Here is a 21170-nt window from a genome sequence, read left to right as displayed (position 1 = left end):
TGCACATGGTCAATCTTTGTTTTTTAATGGAGAGTTTATGTCACTCAGTCGACGTCGGTTTATTCAGGCATCGGGTCTGGCGCTGTGTGCGGGTAGCGTGCCGCTGAGGGCTGAAGCGAAAGGAACGCAGACCCCTTTACCTGTTCCCCCGTTGCTGGAATCACGCCGGGGCCAGCCGCTGTTCTTAACCCTGCAACGTGCCCATTGGGCTTTTATGGATAACCGTAAAGCTTCCGTCTGGGGCATTAACGGCATGTATCTTGGGCCGACGGTGCGGGTATACAGCGGCGATGACGTTAAGCTCATCTACAGCAACCGGCTGTTGGAGCCGGTTGCCATGACCATCAGCGGCCTGCAGGTGCCAGGCACTCTGGCCGGCGGCGCGGCGCGTATGATGTCCCCCGGCGTTGACTGGGCGCCGGTGATCCCCATCCGGCAGGCGGCGGCCACCTGCTGGTATCATGCGAATACCCCCAACCGTATGGCCCCGCACGTATACAACGGCCTGGCGGGCCTGTGGCTGGTGGAAGACGCCGTCAGCAAGGCGCTGCCGCTGCCGAACCACTATGGCGTGGACGATTTCCCGCTGATTATTCAAGACAAGCGCCTGGATAACTTCGGCATGCCGGAATACGATCCGCCGGGGCAGGGCGGCTTTGTTGGCGACACGCTGTTGGTCAATGGCGTGCAGAACCCCTACGTTGAAGTGTCGCGCGGCTGGGTGCGCCTGCGTTTGCTGAACGCGTCCAACTCGCGGCGCTATACGCTGCAGTTGAGCGACGGCCGGCCTTTCCACGTGATTGCCAGCGATCAGGGCTTCCTGCCTGCGCCGGTGGTGGTGCAGGCGCTGATGCTGGCGCCGGGGGAACGCCGTGAAGTGCTGCTTGATATGTCGACGGGCGATGAAGTGACGATCAGCGCCGGCGAATCGGCGGGCATTATGGATCGTCTGCGCGGCCTGTTCGAGCCATCAAGTATTCTGGTGTCGACGCAGGTACTGACGCTGAAGCCCACCGGGCTGCTGCCGCTGGTGACCGATAATCTACCGATGCGCCTGATGGCGGATCAGTTGCTGGACGGCAACGCGGTGCGTTCGCGCGAGTTTCGCCTGGGCGATAGTCTGGCCGGCATCAACGGCGCGATCTGGGACATGAACCGTATTGACGTGCAGGCGAGGCAGGGCACCTGGGAGCGCTGGACGATCCACGCCGATACGCCGCAGGCGTTCCATATCCAGGGCGTGCAGTTCTTGATTAAGCGGGTGAATGGCGCACAGCCGATGGCGGAAGACCGCGGCTGGAAAGATACGGTGTGGGTTGACGGCGATGTTGAGTTGTTGGTGTATTTCCCGCAGGTGTCTTCAGAGCACTTCCCGTTCCTTTACTATAGCCAGACGCTGGAAATGGCCGATCGCGGCTCCGCCGGCCAGTTTGTGGTTCAGCCGGCGTAGCCTCCCCTCACCCCAACCCTCTCCCAACGGGAGAGGGAGCAGCCCGCGGCCGTATTCATGTTAAGTGACTAACTCTCGCTCCCTGTTAGAACGTGCATATTGATAACGAGATTGTGTTAGAAAGTGCAGGGGGAGCCATAGCCGGGTATTTGCACTATCGGCTCCCTCTCCCTTTGGGAGAGGGTTGGGGTGAGGGAAAAGGGAAGGCGATGACTTAAAACGTATCCGGATCCGGCCCCAGGCGCTTGCCGATATCCAGCTTGGCCACCTGGCTTAGCTCATCCTTATCCAGCTTAAAATCAAACACGTCGAAGTTTTCCCGAATGCGCGATGGCGTAACGGATTTCGGGATCACGATCAGGCCGTTATCCAAATGCCAGCGCACCACGATTTGCGCCGGCGTCTTGCCGTATTTCTTCGCCAGTTGTTTGACGATCGGCTGATCGAATACCCCGGCGCCGCCCTGCGCCAGCGGGCTCCAGGACTCGGTGGCGATTTTATGAGTCGCGTTCCAGGCGTGGAGTTGGCGTTGTTGCATCAGCGGATGCAGCTCAATCTGGTTCACCACCGGGATCTCGCCGGTCTCGTCCAGCAGGCGCTGCAGATGCGGCGTGTTAAAGTTACACACGCCGATGCTTTTCGTCAGCCCCTGTTCACGCAGTTTGATCAGCGCGCGCCAGGCATTAACGTATTGATCCTGCGCCGGCTGCGGCCAGTGGATCAGATAGAGATCAACGTAATCGAGCTGCAGTTTTTTCAGGCTGGTTTCCAGCGCCGCCTGCGGGTTGCTCTGATCGTCATTCCACAGTTTGGTGGTAATAAACAGTTCGTTACGCGGGATTGCCGTGGCTTGCAATGCGCGGCCGACGCCTTCTTCGTTTTTGTAGATTGCCGCCGTATCGACCGAACGGTAACCGGTCTCCAGCGCGCAGGCTACCGCGTTGGTGGTTTCTTCAATGCTCGCCTGCCAAACGCCAAGGCCTAACTGCGGCATCAGATTGCCATCGTGCAGTTTGATGATGGATTGCGTTGTCATGCGTCTCTCCTTTTAACCTGATTGCCGGCGTGGTAAATGCCGGAAAGATTCTCGTTATATTTTAGATGGCAAAATGGCCGTCTGCCGGTTTTGCCGGTGCCCCGCGTTCCCACCGGCGAAGAATGAAAAAGTAAACAGAATATGGCAGAAACGCCGTGGTGCGGGGGAGTGCAGCCGGCGCGGAGCCGGCTGCGATAACGAGCTGGAAACTAAAGCCTAGCAGGAAATCGCGGATCGTGATCAGCGCGCGGCTTCATAAATGCGCTGGCTGACATTCAGCGTAATATCCTGGTGCTCGCCCAGCGCGGTCATTCCGTGCTCTTTCAACTTGTTAAGCAACGCCGGGATGCTGCTGCCGTCGAGCTGATAATCGGCCATTCGGGTGGCGACGCCCATTGTTTCGAAGAAGGCGCGGGTGGCGGCGATCGCCGCGTCAATACGGCTATCTTCGCTGCCTTCGCGCAGCCCCCAAACGCGATCGGCATATTGCAGCAGTTTTTCGCGTTTTTGCGCCTTTTTCTCTACCAGCAGCGCCGGCAGGACGATCGCCAGCGTCTGGGCGTGATCCAGGTTGTGCATCGCGGTCAGCTCATGGCCGAGCATGTGGGTCGCCCAGTCCTGCGGCACGCCGGCACCGATCAGGCCGTTAAGCGCCAGGGTAGCGCTCCACATCACGTTGGCGCGCACCGCGTAGTTTTCCGGCTCCGCCAGTGCGCGCGGGCCTTCTTCGATCAGCGTCAGCAGCAGGCCTTCGGCAAAGCGATCCTGCACCTTGGCATCAACCGGGTAGGTCAGGTATTGCTCAATGGTATGCACGAAGGCGTCAACGACGCCGTTGGCGATCTGGCGCGGCGGCAGCGTATAGGTGACGACCGGATCGAGCACGGCGAACAGCGGCTGAACATAGGGTGAATGGAAGTGCTGCTTATCACCGGTGGTTTTGCGGGTGATCACCGCGCCGCTGTTGGATTCCGAGCCGGTGGCCGGCAGGGTGAGCACGCAGCCCAGCGGCACCGCGTGGGTGACTTCGTGGCCCAGCGTTTGCAGGATGTGCCAGGGATCGCTGGCGGCTGTGTAATGCGCGGCGGCCGCGATGAATTTGGTGCCGTCGACCACTGAGCCGCCGCCCACGGCCAGCAGGAAATCAATCTTTTCATCGCGCACGATGTCGACGGCTTTCATCAACGTTTCATAGGTCGGGTTTGGTTCAATGCCGGAAAATTCACGCACATCACGGCCCGCCAATGCGGCATAGACCTGATCGAGCACGCCGTTTTTCTTCACGCTGCCGCCACCGTAGGTGATCAGGATGCGCGCATCGGCGGGGATCTGTTTGCCCACTTCGGCGATCTGCCCTTGGCCAAACAGAATCTTGGTCGGGGTATGGAGAGTAAAGTTTTGCATGGGTTATTTATCCAGTTTAAAGCCTTGTTTTTGAATCGCGGGCAGCACATTCGGGTAATAAACATGCTGATAATAGCTGGCGGTATTGTGGCCCCAGTCATCGCCGTCGCTGCGGCCGAGTTTCTGCCAGTAAGCCGTCAGCGTTTGGTTATAGGCATTGATTGCCGCCGGCAGCGCTTCCGGGTGGTAGTGCTCATCATGGCGGAAGCTGACGATAGGCAGGCGCGGTTTTTGGTGCGCCGGTTGGTCAACGTAGCCAAGCACCAGGCCCACCACTGGGAACGTGAGCTCCGGCAGTTGCAGCAGTTCAATCATCGCCTGCGGGTTGCGGCGGATGCCGCCAATCGGCACGATGCCCAGCCCGTAGGAACGGGCGGCGGTCATTAACGCGCCCAACGCGATCCCCACGTCGGTGGTGCCGGAAATCAGGCTTTCGATGCTCTGATGCGCCACCTGTTGGTTGCCGCTCATTTCGATGCCGAGCCGGGTTTTGTACATGTCCAGCACCACGGTAATAAAGACCGGCGCCTGGGCAATCCACGGCTGGCCGCCGGCCAGTTCGGCGATACGCGCCCGCTGTTTGGCGTCGCGGGTGACCACCAGCGAAACTTGCTGCGAGTTGACGGAGGTCGGCGCCAGGTGCGCGGCGGCGATAATGTTGTCGAGGATATCGTCGGCAATCGGTTTATTCAGGTAGCTACGTTCGCTGCGGTGGCTGGTGAGCAGTTCTATAGTCTGGTTCATAACGTTCCTGCCTTTGAGTTGAAGGTCCCTTTGGCCCGGCGCGTGGGCGGCGCTGGGCATTTTCGATGGTTTTATTGTCAGCAAGGCGGGCCGGTATCGCAATGCACATTCCTGTTGGTATCTTGCCTATTCCTACATTTGTCTGTAGGAATGTGAATCTTTTTATTATGATTGATGCTAGGTTATTCTTGAAGTTTATAGGGGGGGCGATGACAGACATTGATGCGCTGCGCAGCCGTATGGCAAGCCAGGCGGCGCGCTTTGCCAGGGGCAATGGCTACACGCCATCACCGGTGCCGCAGGTGAAGATTTTATACGTGGATCAGCACCGCCCGCGGCAGCCGGTGATGTATGAGCCGGGTATCGTGATCGTGTTCCAGGGGCATAAGGTGGGCTACTGCGGCAATAAGGTGTTCCAGTACGATCCGCGTAATTACCTGGTGATGACGGTGCCGCTGCCGCTTGAATGCGAAACCTTCGCCAGCCAGGAGCTGCCGCTGGTGGGGATGGCGGTGAATATCGATACGCAGATGCTGCAGGATTTGCTGATCGACATCGGCGACGATGATTTCCTGATGAAGCCACATGCCGAGAGCACCGGGATGAGCTGCGCCGTGTTAACCGATGAGATGCTGTGCGCCACCGAGCGTTTGCTGGACGTGATGGCGCGCCCGCTGGACGCGCGCGTGCTGGGGCCAAAGATCGTGCGGGAAATCCTTTACTATGTGCTGTTGGGGAGCTGCGGCGCATCCTTGCAGGAGCTGGTTAACCGCCAGACGCACTTTAGCCAGATCGCCAAGGCGCTGCGGCGTATTGAGCGCCAGTATGCGGAAAACCTGAACGTCGAAACGCTGGCGAGCGAAGTGAACATGAGCGTATCGGCCTTCCATCATAATTTCAAGGCGGTGACCAATACGTCGCCGTTGCAGTATGTGAAATCCTACCGGCTGCATAAGGCGCGGTTGCTGATGGTCTTTGATGGCCTGAATGCCAGCACGGCCGCCAACCGCGTGGGGTATGAAAGCGCCTCCCAGTTTAGCCGGGAGTTCAAGCGTTTCTTTGGCATCACGCCCAGTGATGAACTTGCCCGCCAGCGCGAAGGCAATGGCAGCGTGGTGGTTGATTAAAGCAGAAAGCGGAAGCGCTCAACCGGCGCTGCTGTGCCGGTTGAGGGGAAGCGCGTTAGGATGAGACGCGTTTTTTACGCCAGATCACCAGCATGCCGCCCAGCAAACCGATGGTCAGCAACGCCAGGGGCAGGATCATCAGCCCGGTCATAACCTGGCTTTCATAGCGTTTAACCAGGGGGATCTGGCTGAAGGCATAGCCCAGGCTGACTACGGCGGTAACCCAAATCAGCCCGCTTAGCCAATTGAACAGCTGGAAGCGCGCGCTGTTCAGGCCGGAAATGCCTGCCATGGTCGGCAAAATGGTGCGCACAAAGCCAAGGAAGCGGCCGATCAGCAGCGCCGTCAGGCCGTGGCGGTTAAACAGCATATGCGCCCGCTGGTGGTATTGGGCGGGGAGCTGCAGTAGCCACCCCTTAACCACCCGGGTGTGGCCGAGCCAACGGCCCTGCAGGTAGCTTAACCAACACCCCAAGCTGGCGGCGATGGTCAGGATCAGCAGCGTTGGCACATAGCCCATCACCCCTTTGGCGATCAGCGCCCCGGATAATAGCAATAGACTGTCGCCGGGCAGGAAAGACGCCGGCAGTAAACCGTTTTCTAACAGCAGGGTGGCGAAAAGCACTGCATAAACCACCCAAAGCACGCCGGGATTGGCCAGGGCCGCAAAATCCTGTTGCCAAAGCGCGTGAACAATCTCTTTTAATACTTCCATTCTCTGTCCCGTTGCGCCTGGTCACTTTCTGGAGGCTATTTGGTCTATACCCATTGCTTTTGGCACGGCGGCGGCCCGCCTTCGGCGCCGCAGCTAACCGCTGGCGGGCGAAGGCACACCGGTATCGGGTGGTAACGCACCTGAGGATTTACGCGTTTACGGCTTTGCCGCCGGGCCAATCGCTGTGGGTATCACGATTAACAAAACTGCCCACAGTGTAACGCTATTCGCGGTTGCGAACATTAAACGACGTGCAGAAATATGTATCAGGAAACAAAATTACCGCACAAATCGTTGGGGTTGCCGCTTAGCGGTTGATCCGTTCGAAGCCGGCCGCCAGATCGTCAATCAGATCTTCGGTGTTTTCCAGGCCGATGTGCAGCCGCACCAGGGTGCCACTGAAGTCGATGCCACCGGCCGGGCGAATGGCCGCCAGCTCTTCCGGCTGGTTGGCCAGGATCAGCGATTCAAAGCCACCCCAGGAATAGGCCATGGTGAAGTGGCGGAAATTATCCAGGTAGTCGGCAAGCTGCTGGTCGCTCAGGCGTTGCTTGAGCACAAAGGAGAACAGCCCGCTGCAGCCGCTGAAGTCACGCTGGTAAAATTCGTGCCCTTTGCTGCCGGGCAACGCCGGGTGGTTCACCCGCGCCACTTCCGGCCGCGCCGCCAGCCACTGCGCCACCGCGATGCTGCTTTGCTGGTGCTGCTTAAGGCGCACGCCCAGGGTGCGCAGGCCGCGGCTGGCCATGTAGGCGGTATCGGCATCCACCATTTGGCCCATCAGGTAGGAGTATTCACGCAGTTGATCCCAACAGCGGGCATTGGCAACGGCGGTGCCGAGCATATAGTCGGAATGGCCGATGATGTATTTGGTGCCCGCCTGGATGGAGATATCAATATCGAAGTCCAGCGCCTTGAATAGCACGCCGGCAGCCCAGGTATTGTCGATCATGATGACGACTTCGGGGTTCACCGCACGCACCGCTTGCACGATGGCCGGGATGTCCTGAACTTCCATGGTGATGGAGCCGGGGGATTCCAGAAACACCACCCGGGTGTTGGGCTGCACCAGATCGCCGATGGCGGCGCCTATCAGCGGATCAAAATAAGTGGTGCTGACGTTCATACGCCCAAGAATATGGGTGCAAAAATCCTGCGTGGGTTCATACGCCGAGCCGGTGACCAGCACATGGTCGCCAGCGCTGACGAATGATAAAATGGCGTTGGATACCGCGGCCGCCCCGCAGGGGTAAAGTACGCAGCCGGCGCCGCCTTCCAGTTCGGTCATCGCCTCTTGAAAGGCAAAATGGGTGAGGGTGCCGCGGCGGCCGTAGAACAGCTCACCCTTCGCGCGGTTAGCGGTGGCGTGCTTCTTGGCGGCCACGGAATCGAACACCAGTGAAGAGGCGCGTTGCGTCACCGGGTTAACGGCGCCCTGGGTATAGCGTTTTGTACGGCCTGCGCCGATCAGTGCGGTTTCGATATGTTCTGATTTCATCTGTGGCTCACCTTGGTTACGCTTCACTGCTGGTCATGTTGATGGCCTTTACGTTAACATGGTCAAGAATAGCCATCCAGACGTTTTAACCGCCATGGTGGCAAGTGGCGATAATCTGCTACGTTGGGGCACCGTAGCACCGCATCATGCTGCTTCAAGCGGCTGAGGGAACGTGAAGCCCCGGCGCCGTTATAGCGGGTGTTTGTCAACTTTTTTAGGCGCTGATGTTGCAGGGTAAGAGGCGGTATCTCCCTGCTTTTATTGTGGAAGCATCATTTTTTACCCACAGATGCATTATTGCGCAAATAATAATGATAACTACTATCAATTCACGGTCGGTTTGATATGATCGCAGGCTGATTTATTCTCTGGTTTTTATTCGGTACATTCTCTAATTTTCGGTAATGGGTGGAGGCGCAGCGTGAAAACGGCTGGCAAAGCGATGAATCAAGGATCTCACGGTACTGGCCGGGGAGTATGGGATGCGATCGGGCGCGGTGTCATTGCGCCGATGGTGTTAGTGATGGGGCTGGCTGGCTCTGTGCATGCTGCGCCGGCAACGGCACCGGGTATTGCAGAAAGCGCTGCGCCGGCGGCAACGCCAACCGCGCCTGAAAATGCAGCACCGCCGGTTGCTGCGCCCGCAGCGGCGGCACCGGTGATGCCGCAGCAACCGGCCAACGCGCCGGCTGAAACGCTAAGTACCGATCTGTCGGTTTGGGGCATGTATGAGCACGCCGACGTCGTGGTGAAAACGGTGATGATCGGTCTGGTGTTGGCCTCTATCGTGACCTGGACCATTCTGTTTGCCAAAGGCAGCGAACTGTTCCGCGCCAAACGCCGTTTACGCCGCGAGCAGCAGGCGCTGGCCGAAGCGCGTTCTCTGGATGAGGCCGCTGAACTGGCGCAGCAATTCTCAGCGGAAAGCATCAGCGCCGCTCTGCTGAACGACGCGAAAAACGAACTGGAGCTGTCTGCCGACTCTAACGATAACGGCGGGATTAAAGACCGCACCGGGTTCCGCCTGGAGCGCAAAGTGGTGGCCTATGGCCGGCATCTGGGCCGCGGCAACGGTTTCCTGGCCACCATCGGCGCGATCTCGCCGTTTGTCGGTTTGTTCGGCACCGTATGGGGCATTATGAACAGCTTTATCGGCATCGCCCATTCGCAAACCACCAACCTGGCGGTTGTGGCGCCGGGGATCGCCGAAGCGCTGCTGGCTACCGCTCTGGGGCTGGTTGCGGCTATCCCGGCGGTGGTGATTTACAACATTTTTGCCCGTGTGATTGGCGGCCACCGTGCCCAGGTTGGCGATGTGGCGGCGCAGGTGCTGCTGTTGCTCAGCCGCGATCTGGATCTGGAGGCCACGGCAGAAGCAAAGCGCTCTCAGCACGCACATCAACTGCGGGTGGGTTGAGTTATGGCGATGCACTTGAATGAAGATATCGACGATGCGGGTGAAATGCATGACATCAACGTCACGCCGTTTATCGACGTTATGCTGGTGCTGCTGATTATCTTTATGGTCGCTGCGCCGCTGGCGACGGTGGATGTCCGTGTTGATCTGCCCGCGTCTTCCGCCAAGCCGCAGCCGCGCCCAGAGAAGCCGGTATTCCTGTCGGTGAAAGCCGATGGGCAACTGTACATCGGCGAGCAGACGGTCACCTATGAACAGCTAGTTTCCGTGCTGGAGCAACAGACCAATTTCGATAAAGAAACCACCATTTTCTTCCAGGCCGACAAGAGCGTGAATTATGAAACCCTGATGCGCGTGATGGATACCTTGCGTAGTGCGGGCTATCTGAAAGTTGGGCTGGTGGGGATGGAAAACGCCAGCAAATAGTATATACCCAAAATAATTCGAGTTGCAGGAAGGCGGCAACGCAGCGAATCCCTAGGAGCTTACATAAGTAAGTGACTGGGGTGAGCGAGGAAAGCCAACACACCTGCAACTTGAAGTATGAAGGGTATCGCGGCAGGGTGCCGCCGCGGCTATCAGCCAGCCAGTTTCCCTGGCTGGCTTTTTTATTGGGGCCTAGCCGCGGGCATGTGCGGCGGCCTGCGCCACTTGCGCATCAGTTGGCCGCACCCCGGTGTACAACACAAACTGTTCCAGCGCCTGCAGCGCTATCACCTCGGCGCCGGTAATCACCTGTTTGCCCTTTTCCCGCCCGTAGCGAATTAACGGCGTTTCCGCCGGCAAGGCAACCACGTCAAAGACGATGCTGGCGGCATCGATAGCGGAAGGTGGAAACGCCAATTGATCCGTTTCCGCGCCGCCGGCCATGCCGATCGGCGTGACGTTGATCACCATCGCCGCGTGTAAATCCCCCAGTTCGGGCTGCCATGCGTAGCCGTACTGCGCCGCCAACGCTTTGCCGGCGGCTTCATTACGGGCGATGATATGGCCGTCGGTGAACCCGGCATCGCGCAGCGCCGCCGTCACCGCTTTCGCCATGCCGCCGCTGCCGCGCAGGGCAAAGCGGGTGGTCGGTGGCACCTGGTAGTGCGCCAGCAGTTTGGCTATCGCGATATAGTCGGTGTTGTAGGCGCGCAAATACCCCGCGTCATTGACGATGGTATTCACCGAGTCTATGGCTTTGGCCGAAGGATCGAGTTCGTCCAGGAACGGGATACAGCTCTCCTTGAACGGCATGGAGATGGCGCAGCCGCGGATCCCCAACGCCCTGACGCCCCCCACTGCAGCCTGAATATCCTGGGTGGTGAATGCTTTGTAGATGAAGTTCAGCCCCAGTTCCTGATACAGGTAGTTATGGAAGCGGGTACCGAAGTTGCCGGGGCGGCCGGACAACGACATGCACAGTTGGGTGTCTTTATTGATTTCACGGCTCATGGTTGGTCCTTCTCTTTCACGCAAGGTTAACTCATTCAGCTTACGCCAAATGTTAGAGGATTCAGATGCCGGGGGCGTTTTTCAGCACAAAATCCTCGGCTTGCTTCGACCACAGACCGCCGCTTGCCAGCAATAGCTGCTTGATTTGGCGCAGAAAGTCCGTTGCCGGCTCTTCCTGCAGCAGCGTATTGAGGCTAATCAGCGGCAGTGATTTCTGCGTGTACACCATTTTCTTGCCGCCAATGATCTGCGGCAGATTCAGGGTGGTGTGTGCCGCCGCGTCCAGGCCGAGGATGTGCGAAACCACTTTGCGGACATCGATTTTTTTCTCTTCGATCAGTTTCACCGCGGCGCGCATATCAGCGGTATTGCCGCCGGAGGTGCCGACATAGTGAGTAAACGCATAGTGAATGTCATAGAAATTGATCGGCGCGCTGAATGCTTTATCCTGCGGCCCGGCGAAGAAATTGACGCAGCCGTCCGGCGCCAGCAACGAAGAGGCCAGGGTGACCAATTCGGCCGAAGGCACAAAAATGAAGATATCGTCATAGCCGGCGCCTGCCGTCAGGCCAAGCAAATGGTTACGTTGATCCGCCAACGTTTGGGCGTTCAAATAATGCACCTGCACGCCGTTATCGGCCGGATAGTGGCGCTGTGCATGGCGCAGCTTTTCCTCCTGGCGGTCGGTCACGACTAGCAGTTGGGGCTGCACAGGGCCATGCAGCGCATAGTCAATCGCCAGCAGCCCCATAGGGCCGGTGCCGCCGAGGATTAACAGGTTGCCGCCGGGTTTGATGCCCATGGTGTGGTTATAACCGCCGGCGGCCAGGTGGTAATTGGCATTGAAGGCGCCGATGACGCACGACAACGGCTCTACTAGCGAGCCTTCAAAGTAGCAATCGCCCTGGTAGCTGAGCAGGCAGTCCTGTTCCATCACCTCGTTCGGGATCAGCACGTGGGTGGCTTCACCGCCCACGTACGGGAAGGAATACCCCGGGCAATCGGGGCGATCCGGCAGTTGCAGGTTGGCCTGAATCACGTAACGGCTGCCGGGGGTGAACTTGTGCTGCCATTTTTTGCCGACGCGCAGGATCTCGCCGCAGAACTCATGGCCAATAATGATCGGGTTTTCCGCCACGTTATTCGGCACCTTTTTATGGTCGGCACCCTGGTTGGCTTCTTTCCAGGAGGAAAGGCAGATGCTGTCGGTCATTACCGTCGCCAGGATTTCATCCTCCGCCATGTCCGGCAGTGCAAACTGCTCAAGGCGCAGATCGTTTTTGCCATACAGGCGTAATGCGGTTGTTTTCATAGGGCCCTCTGTGTTGTCAGGTGGAAGATCAGGAAAGAATGCCGAACCCGTAGCCGAAGATGCCCAGCCCAAACAGGGAGAAGATCAGCCAAATCGGGTTTATCTTGCGTTTGAGCAGGCGCATCATCAGCAGCGTGAGCGCCAGCGCCAGCAGGCCGGGGCAGAGTTGATCAAGGATGTTTTGCACCGTCATCACCACCGGTTCGCCCTGCGGGCCGGGAGTTTGTGAAACCACCAGTGGCACGTTGATGCTGGTCCACTTGGTGACCAACACACCCATAATGAACAGCCCGAGGATCGAAGCGCCTTCGGTCAGTTTTTGCAGCAGGTTGCCCGCCATGTCCTTGACGATATCCACGCCCTTGCGGAAGCCGTACTGCAGCCCGAACCACTTCAGCGCCAGCCGCACCAGGTTGAAGCAGAAAAAGAACAAAATCGGGCCCATCACATTGCCGCCCAGCGCCAGCGAAGCGCCCAGCGCGGCGGTGATTGGGCGCAGCGTGCCCCAGATCAGTGGATCGCCTACGCCGGCCAGCGGGCCCATCAGGCCGACCTTCAGGCTGTTGATGGCGCCTTCGTCAATATCGGCGCCGTTGGCGCGCGACTCTTCCATCGCGGCGGTGACGCCCAGCACCGGGCCGACCACTGCCGGGGTGGTGTTGAAGAACACCAGATGGCGTTTCATCGCCGCGATCTGATCTTCTTTCAACGGGTACAGCCGTTTGATCGCCGGGATCATGTCGTAACAGAAACCCAGGCCGTGGATCCGTTCATAGTTGAATGACGCCTGCTGCAGGTTCGAACGCAGAAACATGCGGAACAGATCGGATTTGGTCAGGCGTTTTGGGGAATGGTTCATGGCGATGCTCCTAGTCTTCCAACTCGTCGATGCGTTGGCTATTGCCGCGGGCGGCAGCGTTATTCGGTTGCTGGTAGTTCGGGTTCAGTTGGATATAAATCAGCGCGATGATCAGGCCGATGCCGCCAAAGGCCAACAGGCTGAAGTTGAGGTAACCGCCGACCAGAAACCCGAGGAAGAAGAACGGCATCAGGTACTTAACGCCCATCATGTTGAGTACCATGGCGTAGCCGACCACCACGATAAAGCCCCCGGCGATCTGCAAACCGCGCGTGACCACTTCCGGGATGGCGTTCAGCATTTGGCTGACGGTGTCGGCGCTAACGAACATCGCCACCAACAGCACCGGAATCGCTACCCGCAGCGCCTGCACCCCAAGGGCAGAGACGTGGAGCAGGTCAACCAGACCGAAGTTGGCTTTTTCCGCCGCCTTGTCGGCAGCGTGCTGGAATACGACGGTAATGGTGCGGGCGAAGACGGTGAGCACCTGGCCGGCGGCGGCGACCGGCAACGCGATGGCGATGCCGGTGGGAATACTTTGCTGGCCGACAATCACCAGGATGGTGGAGATGATGCTGGCGAGCGCAGAATCGGGCGACTGCGCGGCGCCTATATTCATCCAGCCCAAGGCGATAAGCTCCAGCGTACCGCCCAAAATCACGCCGGAAGTCATATCGCCCAGAATCAGGCCGGTGATGGTGCAGGCAATCAGCGGGCGGTGCGTTTGGAACTCATCAAGCACGCTGCCCATGCCGGCAATACAGGCAAAGAGAAAGATAAATATGATTTGTAGGATACTTATTTCCATGATGGTGCGCCTTACGTTTTTTGTGTAAAACAACCCCATGTTTCATGCGGGGCATGAAATGCGATTAATGATTAAATAAGATGACTATTTGTTTTTTTTAACTGAACTCAACGGCATTAATTTTGCTGATAAAATCTATTTTCGGATCGGAGATCACCACGCGCAGATCCAATTCCACACCGGCGGCGGCCAACTGTTGAAAAGCCTCTACGTCTTGCTTGTCCAGCGAAACGGCTTTGGTGATCTGCGTTTTTCCAATACGGTACGCCATGCCGCCAATATTAATTTTCTTTATCTCGACACCGGCGTTAACCATGCGCAGTACATCAGTCGGATTGGTGAATAAATAAAAAACCTTATCGTTGGCGTATTTTTCGTTATTGTGAACCGCAACGGCCTTTTCAATATTCACAACATTGACTTTTATGCCAGGCGGCGCGGCCTGTTTTAATAATGTTTTACGCAGTTCGTCGTTATAAACCTCATCATTACAAATAATGATGCGATCGGCTTTGGCTTCTTTGGCCCAGACCGTGCTGACCTGGCCGTGGATCAGGCGATCGTCGATTCTGGCTAAGTTAATGATCATAAGAAATCCGCCTCTTCTTGTTCCAGGTTCTGTTGCAGAGCGCGCAGAGAGCACACGCAGGCTTTACCCACTTCGAGCAAATGGGCGGCAAGCTGTGTGGCGCTCATGTCATGCTGGTTATCGGCAATTTCCAGGCACAGCGGTAATGAAATACCGGTCACCACCTCCAGCGCGGGATCTTGCTGGGCCAGCGCCGCCGCGGCGTTATAGGGGCTACCGCCGAACAGATCGACGGCGATAAGCCAGGGCTGCGGCGGCAATTGCGCCATGCAGCGCTGCATCGCGCGCACGATATCTTCGGCGTTTTGCCCCTGGCGAAAGGCCAGCGGGTAGATAGGGCCGGTGGCGCCGTAAACCATCTGTACCGAATCGAGCAGCGCCGCGGAAAGTTCGCCATGGGCGCACAGGATGACGGGGGTTGGCATCGTTATCCTCCTAGCCGCGCGTCTTGCCGCCGGCAATGTTGTAGGTGACGCCGGTGATATAGCTGGCGCGTTCGGAAAGCAGATAGGTGACGAAATCGGCGATTTCACTCAGCCGGCCGACGCGCCCCAACGGGATGGCGTTTTTGCTGTAGCCGGCGCGCAGTTGTTCAACGCTGATATTGCGGGTGTAGGCCAATGCCTGTTCGTAATCCAGCGTGCGCAGGCCGGTTTTTTCCAGGATGCCCGGCGCCACCCCGACCACGCGGATGCCATACTTACCCAGTTCTTTCGCCCATGAACGGGTGAAGCTGTACATGGCGGCTTTGGTAGCGGCATAGCAGCTTTGCCCTTCGGAGCCTTCCAGTCCGCTTTCCGACGCGATATTGACGATCACGCCGCCGCCTTGCTTCACCATCGTTTTCGCCACCGCCTGGGAGGCCAGATAAACGCCTTTCTGGTTCACCCCGGTCATTTTTTCGAAGGCGTCGTCATTGAGTTCGTAGTCGCTGTTTTCCTGGGCGGGATCGACCAGCAAGCGCGGCAGGTTGATGCCGGCGTTGTTGACCAGTGCGTCAATACGGCCGTGAGTAACCAGCGTTTGATCGACCAGGTTCGCCACGCTGTGGCGATCGGCGATATTGGTTTGAATAAACCGCAACTGCGGGTGCGGCGTGAATTCTTCCTGGCTGTGATTAACATCGGCCAATTGCACCCGTGCGCCGTTAGCCAGTAATTCTTCAACAATCGCCTTGCCGATGCCGGAAGCGCCGCCGGTGACGATAATCACCTTGTCTTTGATATTTAACCAGTCGTGCATAGTGTTCTCCATCGCGAATATCTATTTTGGGCAAAAGGGGGCCGTCAGCGGTGTATTACCGCTTGTGGTTTTTATCGTTTATTTACTTATTCATTAATGGCTAATAGTTTTTCTGCTGTCTCCTTGGTTGTCACCAGGCAATTAATATAGCCGCCGCGCATAGCGCCGATAATACCGGATAATTTTTCATAGGAATGCGCCACGCCAATGGCGTAATTGGCACGCTTGATTTTATCCAGTGTGATATTGATGGTTTTTTCCGAAAGATAAGTATCAATACGTTTGCCGGCGGCATCGTAAAAGCGTGAACAAATATCGCCAGCCACCGCCGCGCTATTAAAATGCGCGATGGCGTCATTGCCGTAAAAGGCGCGCCAGGTGGACTGGCCGGTGATATTTGGTGAGCCGATGCCGAACACGGCGATATCGAGCCTGTCCCAATATTCCGCGATGGTGCGGTAATGCTGCGATTCCATAATGCCGTCGCGGATCAGCTTTTGTTCAAGAATGGCTGGGAAATCAATTAGCTTTGACTCCGCCCGCATTTTCAACGCCGCGCTGTAGACAATGGTGTTGACGTGGTAACGGCTTTCCAGCTTGCCGGAAGGCCCGCCGACCATCGGCACGCAGACAGCGCTTTTCTTACCGCTGCCATCCGCCATATGCTCCACGGTGGCCGCCAGCGCGCTGCCCCACGAGAAACCGATAACATCACGATCTTCAATGATATTGTTGAGAAAATTGGCGCACAGCAGGCCGATGCTGTCGAGTTTCTCCTGTGGCGATTGCTCAGCGCCCGCTGGGGAAACAATCGCCTCTTTCAGGCCGTAACGCTGTTTTAAGCGTTGTTCCAGGTGCAGGGTTTCATGGTACTGGTAATTAATGGCGATCGTCACAATGCCCTGATCGCGGATCTTTTTCAGCATCCTGCTGATGGTGGTGCGGTAAATCCCCAGCGATTTTGCGATCTGCGCCTGTGTCAGATCCTGCTCATAATACATTTGGGCAACTTTTATCAACAGGCGCAGATCGTTATTGCTTTCCATATATTACCCCGGATTAATTTGCACAAATGTGCAAATGGCGTTAGGCTGTTTCTAATTTGATATAAGCATTTCCCTCCGGCAGTGTCAAAATAGCGCACCCAAATATCCGTCCATTTTCCAGTATTAACTTTCTATAAAATAAAAAAATACAGAATGAAATAATGCACTAATGTGCATTTTCATCTATTTGGTTGATCGCGCTTACTTTTGTGGTTGAGGGGAAAGCATGCACGTGTGAGCGAAAATCGGCGATGCATCACAGTTTTATTTTGGTGGGAAATAAAGAAATGGCACAAATGTGCATTATTCGCCGGCGCTACGCCAGGCCCGGTGCGGGCCCGGCGTACGGCATCAGGCGTTCAGCGCCTGCGAGCCAGGATGGCGCCAGTGGATGGTGCCGGGCAGGTAAAGGCTGCGGTTGGCCGGCTCACGTTCGTCAATCAGCGCGGTGACCATGTCAAAGCTGAACTGCGCCAGGCCCTGGCAATCCTGGGCAATGGTGTCTATTTTCAGCGTCATGCAGTCAAACAGGTAATGGTCGTCAAAGCTGCATAGGTGGATGTCGCTTTCCATCAGCGAATGCTGCGTCAGGTAGCGCAACACCCCTTCCAGGATGCCGCAAGCGGCGGTGAACACCGCCTTGGGCGGCCGGCCAAGCTGGGCGCACAGCTGCGCAAACATCTCGTAGCCGGCGCTGGGGTGGTAGTGCCCGTTGATGATCCACTCGGGTTTGCATGCCACGCTGGCGCGCTCAAGGCCAAGCTGGAAGCCGGCTAGGCGATCGCGGGTGGGGGAAATCCGCGGCTGCCCGCCGAGGAAATAGAACTCGTCTGGGTGCTGGCGGGCGACGTTTTCCGCCAGCGTGGCGGTCGCGGATACCGAATCGGTGATCACCAGCGGCAGATCTGAATTGGCGATCAGGCGGTCCATCTGCACCACCGGCAGCCGGGCGTTGATCTTCTGGTATTCGGTGTCGTTCAGTTGGCTGGAGGCGACGATCAGCCCGTCGACCTGCCGTTGCACCAGGCTGTTAACCGCCATCATTTCCTGGCTGGGGTTTTCATCGGTGCAGGCGATCAGCAGTTGCAGGCCGGCTTCGCGGCACAGGGTTTCCAGCTCGCGTGAGATAACGGCAAAACCATAGTTGGTCACTTCCGGCACCACCAGCCCCAGAGTATGGCTGCGGCTAGAGCGCAGCGAGCGGGCATGGAAACTGGGTTGGTAGTGGTGCTCATTGGCTAACGCCATAATGCGATCGCGGGTTTCATCCGAAACGCGATATTCCTTGCTGCGGCCGTTGAGCACCAGGCTGGCGGTCGACTTCGACACGCCAGCCAGGGCAGCGATATCACTGATGGTAATGCGTTTATTTTTTTTCACTGACAGCATCTGAATTCGTCACAGGGTGACTCATTCTAGCATGCATGACGCCATCGGCCAGTGTTGTAACGTGACTGTAGCATCTCCGGCCAATGCCAACTGCGGTGCCGGCGTTGGGAAGTAACGCGAACTCATCACCGCTTCGCCGTGGTTAATGAAGATTTCCACGCTGGAACGGTCAAACAGCATCTGCAGGTGCGTAACCTGGCCGCGCCAGTAGCGGTGCTCTGGCTTGCCGCTGTGCAGGTTGGCGCGTGTGAGCCGCAGGCATTCGCCGTCCCAGGCCAGCGTCATACCATCGCCGAAGCGGGCGCTGAACGGGCCGCTTGGGGCCAGTTGCAGCTCGGCGCTGCCGATCGCCAGCGCCGGGGCGTCGCTGGCTTTGCCTTGCCACTGGGTGAGTTCGCCGCGCCGTTGCTGCAGTTCGCGCGCCGGCCGTTGGTACAGCTTCGCGTTGTTCCATGTCAGTTCGCGCGGGCAGGTCATGGTGTGGATCCAGCCGTAGCCCACCGTCGGATGGTCGTCTTCATCCTGTTCCGGCACGCCCATCCAACCGATTAACAGGCGGCGGCCGTCTTCGGCCAGGGTTGTTTGCGGCGCGTAGAACTCAAACCCGGCGTCCAGCTCATGGAAAGCGCCATGGGCAAAACGCGCGGCCTGATAATCCAGGCTGCCGCTAAAATACCCGGCCTGATAAACGTTAAGGTAGCATTCCTCTTGCGCCGCCAGCCCCTGCGGGCAGCAGATCAGCACGTCCTGGCCATCGACGTTAAACAGATCCGGGCATTCCCACATGTAGCCGAAATCACCCAGGCCGTTGAGCCGCGAACCGGCGATTTCGCCCAGCAGTTGCCAGGCGCGCAGATCGTCGGAGCGCAGCAGCAGCACTTTGCCCTGATCTTGTAAATCGCGTGCGCCCAGCACCATGTACCAACTGCCTTGGTGGCGCCAGACTTTGGGATCGCGTACGTGGCCGCTGTAGCCTTCCGGCAGCGGCAACACTGGGCCGAGTTTGTCATACTCGCCCAGTTCGCCTTCCCGTGCCAGGCACTGGTAGGCGGTGCGGGAGCCGTCCGGGAACTTCACGTTGCCGGTATACACCAGCACGATGGCGTCGTCTTGCGCCACCGCGGAGCCGGAATAGCAGCCGTGGCTGTCATAACAGTTGCCGGGCAGCAGCGCCACCGGCTGGTGCTGCCAGTGCACCAGATCGCGCGATTGCCAGTGGCCCCAGCACTTGCGCTTGTGATCGCAGGCCAAGGGGTTCCACTGGTAAAACAGGTGAAAAGTGCCGTTATGCTGGATAAAACCATTGGGATCGTTCAGCAAACCCACGCTTGGCGCCAAGTGCCAAGCCGGGCGGTGCGGATCGCTTGCGGCACGTTGCTGGCCATTCATCAGGGCCAGCGCCGCCTGTTTCATCAAGCTCAATTCTTCCATTATTCACTGTCCGCCGTGTTGTATTTCAGCAGCAGGGAAACAATAAAGGCGCTGCCGAAAGCGATAACCAAACCAATAATATAGTTCACCAGTGAGCTGGCTTGCGCAATCGCCATGCCGGGAACGGCGGTCAGACCGACGGCGTTCATCCCCACATGGTTGGCAACCACCCAGGCGCCGCCCAGCGCGCCGCCGACCAGTGCGGCCACGAACGGTTTCACAAAGCGCAGGTTGATGCCGAACAGCGCCGCTTCGGTCACGCCGAGCATGGCGGAAAACGCGGAAGGCACCACGATAGCCTTAATCTTGGCATCTTTGGTTTTGAAATACACGGCCAGGCAGGCGCCGCCCTGTGCGATGTTGGCCATGGCCCAGATGGGCAGCAGGAAGTTAACGCCGATATTCGGGTTGCCCAGCAGGCCGGCTTCAATCGCATGGAAGCTGTGATGGATACCGGTGATGACGATCACGGAGTACAAACCGCCGAACAGCAGCCCTGCCAGCCAGCCGGCGTGGGCAATCAGGTTGCTGAGCACGAAGGAGATGCCGTCGCCCAGGGCACGGCCGGCCGGGCCGATGAACAGCATGGCGATAAAGCCGGAGATGATCACCGTCAGGAATGGCGTCAGGATCAGATCGAGCGCGTTCGGGATCACTTTACGCAGCTGTTTTTCCAGCAGGCTCATGAACCATACCGCCAGCAATACCGGGAATACCGTGCCCTGATAGCCGATCATGGCGATATCCAGACCGAAGAAATTCATGGTCGGGTAGCCGCTGGCGATGCCCCAGGCATTGGTCAGCGCCGGGTGGATCATAATGCCGCCGAGCGTGGCGCCCAGATAAGGGTTACCGCCGAATTCGCGTGCGGCGGTGAAGCCGATCAGGATCGGCAGGATGATGAACGCCGCTGAGCTGAACATATCCAGCATGATGAACAGGGCGCTGTCGGCATCGGCCCAGCCGTAGGTTTTCACCATACCGAGCAGCCCCATCAGCAGGCCGGATGCCACAATGGCAGGGATGATCGGCACAAAGATGTTGGAAAGCAGGCGGGCGATGCGTTGCAGCGGGTTCAGTTTTTTCGCGGCGATATTGGCGGCTTCTGATTTGCTGGATTCACTGACGCCGGCGGCTTTGATAAATTCCGCATGGACTTTGTTCACCAGCCCCGTGCCGAAGATCACCTGAATTTGCCCGGCGTTGCTAAAGCAGCCCTTTACGCCTTCCAGTTTACCGATGGCCGCCTTGTCCACTTTGCTGTCGTCGACCAGCACCAGGCGCAAACGGGTTGCGCAGTGTGCCGCGCTAGCGATGTTATCCTTACCACCGAGCAGTGGTAACAACGCCTTGGCGGTTGCAGTAATATCCATGTTATCCCCTATATATACAAAAACGCCGCTGTTGGCTTCGCCACAGCGGAAATGAGTCGGTCAGCGTGAGAAACGTACTGAAAGCCCGGTTCAGGCGGCGGTTTGTCTGTGCGTCGCAGCGCGCGCAAGACGGCGCCGGCCGAAACCAAAATGCCGGGCCGGATAAACGGAGCCCCGTTATGCCAGCCAGATAGCGTGGGTTTTCACCATGCTGATGCGTTATACGAACGCATTATGATGTTTGCTAAATTGCTAAACCGATTTTTCTTGACCGTAAGATAATAAATGTCCGT

At 57.8% G+C, this 21170-nt stretch carries 20 protein-coding genes; 4 read left to right on the top strand and 16 right to left on the bottom strand.

What is annotated here, in order from left to right:
- Positions 1–37: 37 nt before the first annotated feature.
- Complete coding sequence (ftsP, locus tag AC559G_RS04750; protein WP_498911683.1) at positions 38–1450, top strand: cell division protein FtsP; 1413 nt, start codon at positions 38–40, stop codon at positions 1448–1450.
- A 214-nt stretch (positions 1451–1664) separates the two neighbouring features.
- Here the strand turns inward: ftsP and dkgA are convergent, their stop codons facing one another.
- The 3 genes from dkgA to AC559G_RS04735 form a co-directional block, all read right to left on the bottom strand.
- Positions 1665–2486: a 2,5-didehydrogluconate reductase DkgA gene (gene dkgA, locus AC559G_RS04745; protein ID WP_279028543.1), complete on the bottom strand. Its 822-nt coding sequence runs from the start codon at positions 2484–2486 to the stop codon at positions 1665–1667.
- 240 nt (positions 2487–2726) lie between these two features.
- Positions 2727–3890, bottom strand: coding sequence for an iron-containing alcohol dehydrogenase (yqhD, locus tag AC559G_RS04740; RefSeq protein ID WP_498911681.1), 1164 nt, complete (start codon positions 3888–3890; stop codon positions 2727–2729).
- Between the two features lie 3 nt (positions 3891–3893).
- The gene (locus AC559G_RS04735) at positions 3894–4634 is read right to left on the bottom strand and encodes an NADPH-dependent oxidoreductase (RefSeq protein WP_498911679.1); all 741 of its coding nucleotides are present in this window, start codon (positions 4632–4634) and stop codon (positions 3894–3896) included.
- Positions 4635–4843: 209 nt separating this feature from the next.
- Here AC559G_RS04735 and AC559G_RS04730 point away from each other — a divergent pair, with 209 nt between their 5' ends.
- A complete protein-coding gene (locus AC559G_RS04730) occupies positions 4844–5761 on the top strand; it encodes an AraC family transcriptional regulator (RefSeq protein ID WP_498911677.1) in 918 nt (305 codons plus the stop codon).
- Positions 5762–5816: 55 nt separating this feature from the next.
- Here the strand turns inward: AC559G_RS04730 and AC559G_RS04725 are convergent, their stop codons facing one another.
- Together AC559G_RS04725 and metC are read right to left on the bottom strand one after the other, a co-directional pair.
- A complete protein-coding gene (locus AC559G_RS04725) occupies positions 5817–6476 on the bottom strand; it encodes a DedA family protein (protein WP_498911675.1) in 660 nt (219 codons plus the stop codon).
- Positions 6477–6783: 307 nt separating this feature from the next.
- Entirely contained in the window at positions 6784–7974 is a 1191-nt protein-coding gene (gene metC, locus AC559G_RS04720; RefSeq protein WP_498911673.1) for a cystathionine beta-lyase, read from the bottom strand.
- 421 nt (positions 7975–8395) lie between these two features.
- On the opposite strand from metC, the gene exbB reads away from it, so the two are divergent.
- Together exbB and exbD are read left to right on the top strand one after the other, a co-directional pair.
- Positions 8396–9391, top strand: coding sequence for a tol-pal system-associated acyl-CoA thioesterase (exbB, locus tag AC559G_RS04715; RefSeq protein WP_498911671.1), 996 nt, complete (start codon positions 8396–8398; stop codon positions 9389–9391).
- A 3-nt stretch (positions 9392–9394) separates the two neighbouring features.
- Positions 9395–9817: an ExbD/TolR family protein gene (gene exbD / locus AC559G_RS04710; RefSeq protein WP_498911669.1), complete on the top strand. Its 423-nt coding sequence runs from the start codon at positions 9395–9397 to the stop codon at positions 9815–9817.
- Positions 9818–10009: 192 nt separating this feature from the next.
- On the opposite strand, the gene AC559G_RS04705 is transcribed toward exbD, so the two are convergent.
- From AC559G_RS04705 to AC559G_RS04655, 11 genes are all read right to left on the bottom strand, one after another.
- Complete coding sequence (locus AC559G_RS04705; protein ID WP_498911667.1) at positions 10010–10828, bottom strand: shikimate 5-dehydrogenase; 819 nt, start codon at positions 10826–10828, stop codon at positions 10010–10012.
- Positions 10829–10889: 61 nt separating this feature from the next.
- A complete protein-coding gene (locus AC559G_RS04700) occupies positions 10890–12140 on the bottom strand; it encodes a zinc-binding dehydrogenase (protein WP_498911665.1) in 1251 nt (416 codons plus the stop codon).
- A 28-nt stretch (positions 12141–12168) separates the two neighbouring features.
- Positions 12169–12999: a PTS system mannose/fructose/sorbose family transporter subunit IID gene (locus AC559G_RS04695; protein ID WP_498911663.1), complete on the bottom strand. Its 831-nt coding sequence runs from the start codon at positions 12997–12999 to the stop codon at positions 12169–12171.
- A gap of 10 nt (positions 13000–13009) precedes the next feature.
- The gene (locus AC559G_RS04690; RefSeq protein WP_438598956.1) at positions 13010–13807 is read right to left on the bottom strand and encodes a PTS mannose/fructose/sorbose transporter subunit IIC; all 798 of its coding nucleotides are present in this window, start codon (positions 13805–13807) and stop codon (positions 13010–13012) included.
- Between the two features lie 97 nt (positions 13808–13904).
- Positions 13905–14396 carry a PTS sugar transporter subunit IIAB gene (locus AC559G_RS04685; RefSeq protein ID WP_498911952.1) on the bottom strand — a complete coding sequence of 164 codons (492 nt, stop codon included), beginning with the start codon at positions 14394–14396 and terminating at the stop codon, positions 13905–13907.
- Entirely contained in the window at positions 14393–14821 is a 429-nt protein-coding gene (locus tag AC559G_RS04680; RefSeq protein WP_498911661.1) for a PTS sugar transporter subunit IIA, read from the bottom strand. Before AC559G_RS04680 ends, AC559G_RS04685 begins: the two co-directional genes overlap by 4 nt.
- Positions 14822–14831: 10 nt before the next feature.
- A complete protein-coding gene (locus AC559G_RS04675; RefSeq protein WP_498911659.1) occupies positions 14832–15638 on the bottom strand; it encodes an SDR family oxidoreductase in 807 nt (268 codons plus the stop codon).
- A gap of 86 nt (positions 15639–15724) precedes the next feature.
- Entirely contained in the window at positions 15725–16684 is a 960-nt protein-coding gene (locus AC559G_RS04670) for a sugar-binding transcriptional regulator (RefSeq protein WP_498911657.1), read from the bottom strand.
- Between the two features lie 351 nt (positions 16685–17035).
- Positions 17036–18073, bottom strand: coding sequence for a LacI family DNA-binding transcriptional regulator (locus tag AC559G_RS04665; protein ID WP_498911655.1), 1038 nt, complete (start codon positions 18071–18073; stop codon positions 17036–17038).
- A gap of 21 nt (positions 18074–18094) precedes the next feature.
- Positions 18095–19504 carry a sucrose-6-phosphate hydrolase gene (locus AC559G_RS04660; protein WP_498911653.1) on the bottom strand — a complete coding sequence of 470 codons (1410 nt, stop codon included), beginning with the start codon at positions 19502–19504 and terminating at the stop codon, positions 18095–18097.
- Complete coding sequence (locus AC559G_RS04655; protein ID WP_438598961.1) at positions 19504–20877, bottom strand: sucrose-specific PTS transporter subunit IIBC; 1374 nt, start codon at positions 20875–20877, stop codon at positions 19504–19506. The genes AC559G_RS04660 and AC559G_RS04655 overlap by 1 nt, the downstream gene beginning before the upstream one ends.
- Positions 20878–21170: the final 293 nt, after the last annotated feature.

This window comes from Gibbsiella greigii (assembly GCF_039540155.1).
GTDB lineage: Bacteria > Pseudomonadota > Gammaproteobacteria > Enterobacterales > Enterobacteriaceae > Gibbsiella > Gibbsiella quercinecans.
Note: the sequence above shows the minus strand (reverse complement) of the source record. Positions and strands in the feature narration are given on the sequence as shown.

Bases quoted from the DNA above. Each gene is read 5' to 3' on its own strand.
- ftsP (WP_498911683.1), top strand. From the start codon at position 38: ATGTCACTCAGTCGACGTCGGTTTATTCAGGCATCGGGTCTGGCGCTG.
- dkgA (WP_279028543.1), bottom strand. From the start codon at position 2,486: ATGACAACGCAATCCATCATCAAACTGCACGATGGCAATCTGATGCCG.
- yqhD (WP_498911681.1), bottom strand. From the start codon at position 3,890: ATGCAAAACTTTACTCTCCATACCCCGACCAAGATTCTGTTTGGCCAA.
- AC559G_RS04735 (WP_498911679.1), bottom strand. From the start codon at position 4,634: ATGAACCAGACTATAGAACTGCTCACCAGCCACCGCAGCGAACGTAGC.
- AC559G_RS04730 (WP_498911677.1), top strand. From the start codon at position 4,844: ATGACAGACATTGATGCGCTGCGCAGCCGTATGGCAAGCCAGGCGGCG.
- AC559G_RS04725 (WP_498911675.1), bottom strand. From the start codon at position 6,476: ATGGAAGTATTAAAAGAGATTGTTCACGCGCTTTGGCAACAGGATTTT.
- metC (WP_498911673.1), bottom strand. From the start codon at position 7,974: ATGAAATCAGAACATATCGAAACCGCACTGATCGGCGCAGGCCGTACA.
- exbD (WP_498911669.1), top strand. From the start codon at position 9,395: ATGGCGATGCACTTGAATGAAGATATCGACGATGCGGGTGAAATGCAT.
- AC559G_RS04705 (WP_498911667.1), bottom strand. From the start codon at position 10,828: ATGAGCCGTGAAATCAATAAAGACACCCAACTGTGCATGTCGTTGTCC.
- AC559G_RS04700 (WP_498911665.1), bottom strand. From the start codon at position 12,140: ATGAAAACAACCGCATTACGCCTGTATGGCAAAAACGATCTGCGCCTT.
- AC559G_RS04695 (WP_498911663.1), bottom strand. From the start codon at position 12,999: ATGAACCATTCCCCAAAACGCCTGACCAAATCCGATCTGTTCCGCATG.
- AC559G_RS04690 (WP_438598956.1), bottom strand. From the start codon at position 13,807: ATGGAAATAAGTATCCTACAAATCATATTTATCTTTCTCTTTGCCTGT.
- AC559G_RS04685 (WP_498911952.1), bottom strand. From the start codon at position 14,396: ATGATCATTAACTTAGCCAGAATCGACGATCGCCTGATCCACGGCCAG.
- AC559G_RS04680 (WP_498911661.1), bottom strand. From the start codon at position 14,821: ATGCCAACCCCCGTCATCCTGTGCGCCCATGGCGAACTTTCCGCGGCG.
- AC559G_RS04675 (WP_498911659.1), bottom strand. From the start codon at position 15,638: ATGCACGACTGGTTAAATATCAAAGACAAGGTGATTATCGTCACCGGC.
- AC559G_RS04670 (WP_498911657.1), bottom strand. From the start codon at position 16,684: ATGGAAAGCAATAACGATCTGCGCCTGTTGATAAAAGTTGCCCAAATG.
- AC559G_RS04665 (WP_498911655.1), bottom strand. From the start codon at position 18,073: ATGCTGTCAGTGAAAAAAAATAAACGCATTACCATCAGTGATATCGCT.
- AC559G_RS04660 (WP_498911653.1), bottom strand. From the start codon at position 19,504: ATGGAAGAATTGAGCTTGATGAAACAGGCGGCGCTGGCCCTGATGAAT.
- AC559G_RS04655 (WP_438598961.1), bottom strand. From the start codon at position 20,877: ATGGATATTACTGCAACCGCCAAGGCGTTGTTACCACTGCTCGGTGGT.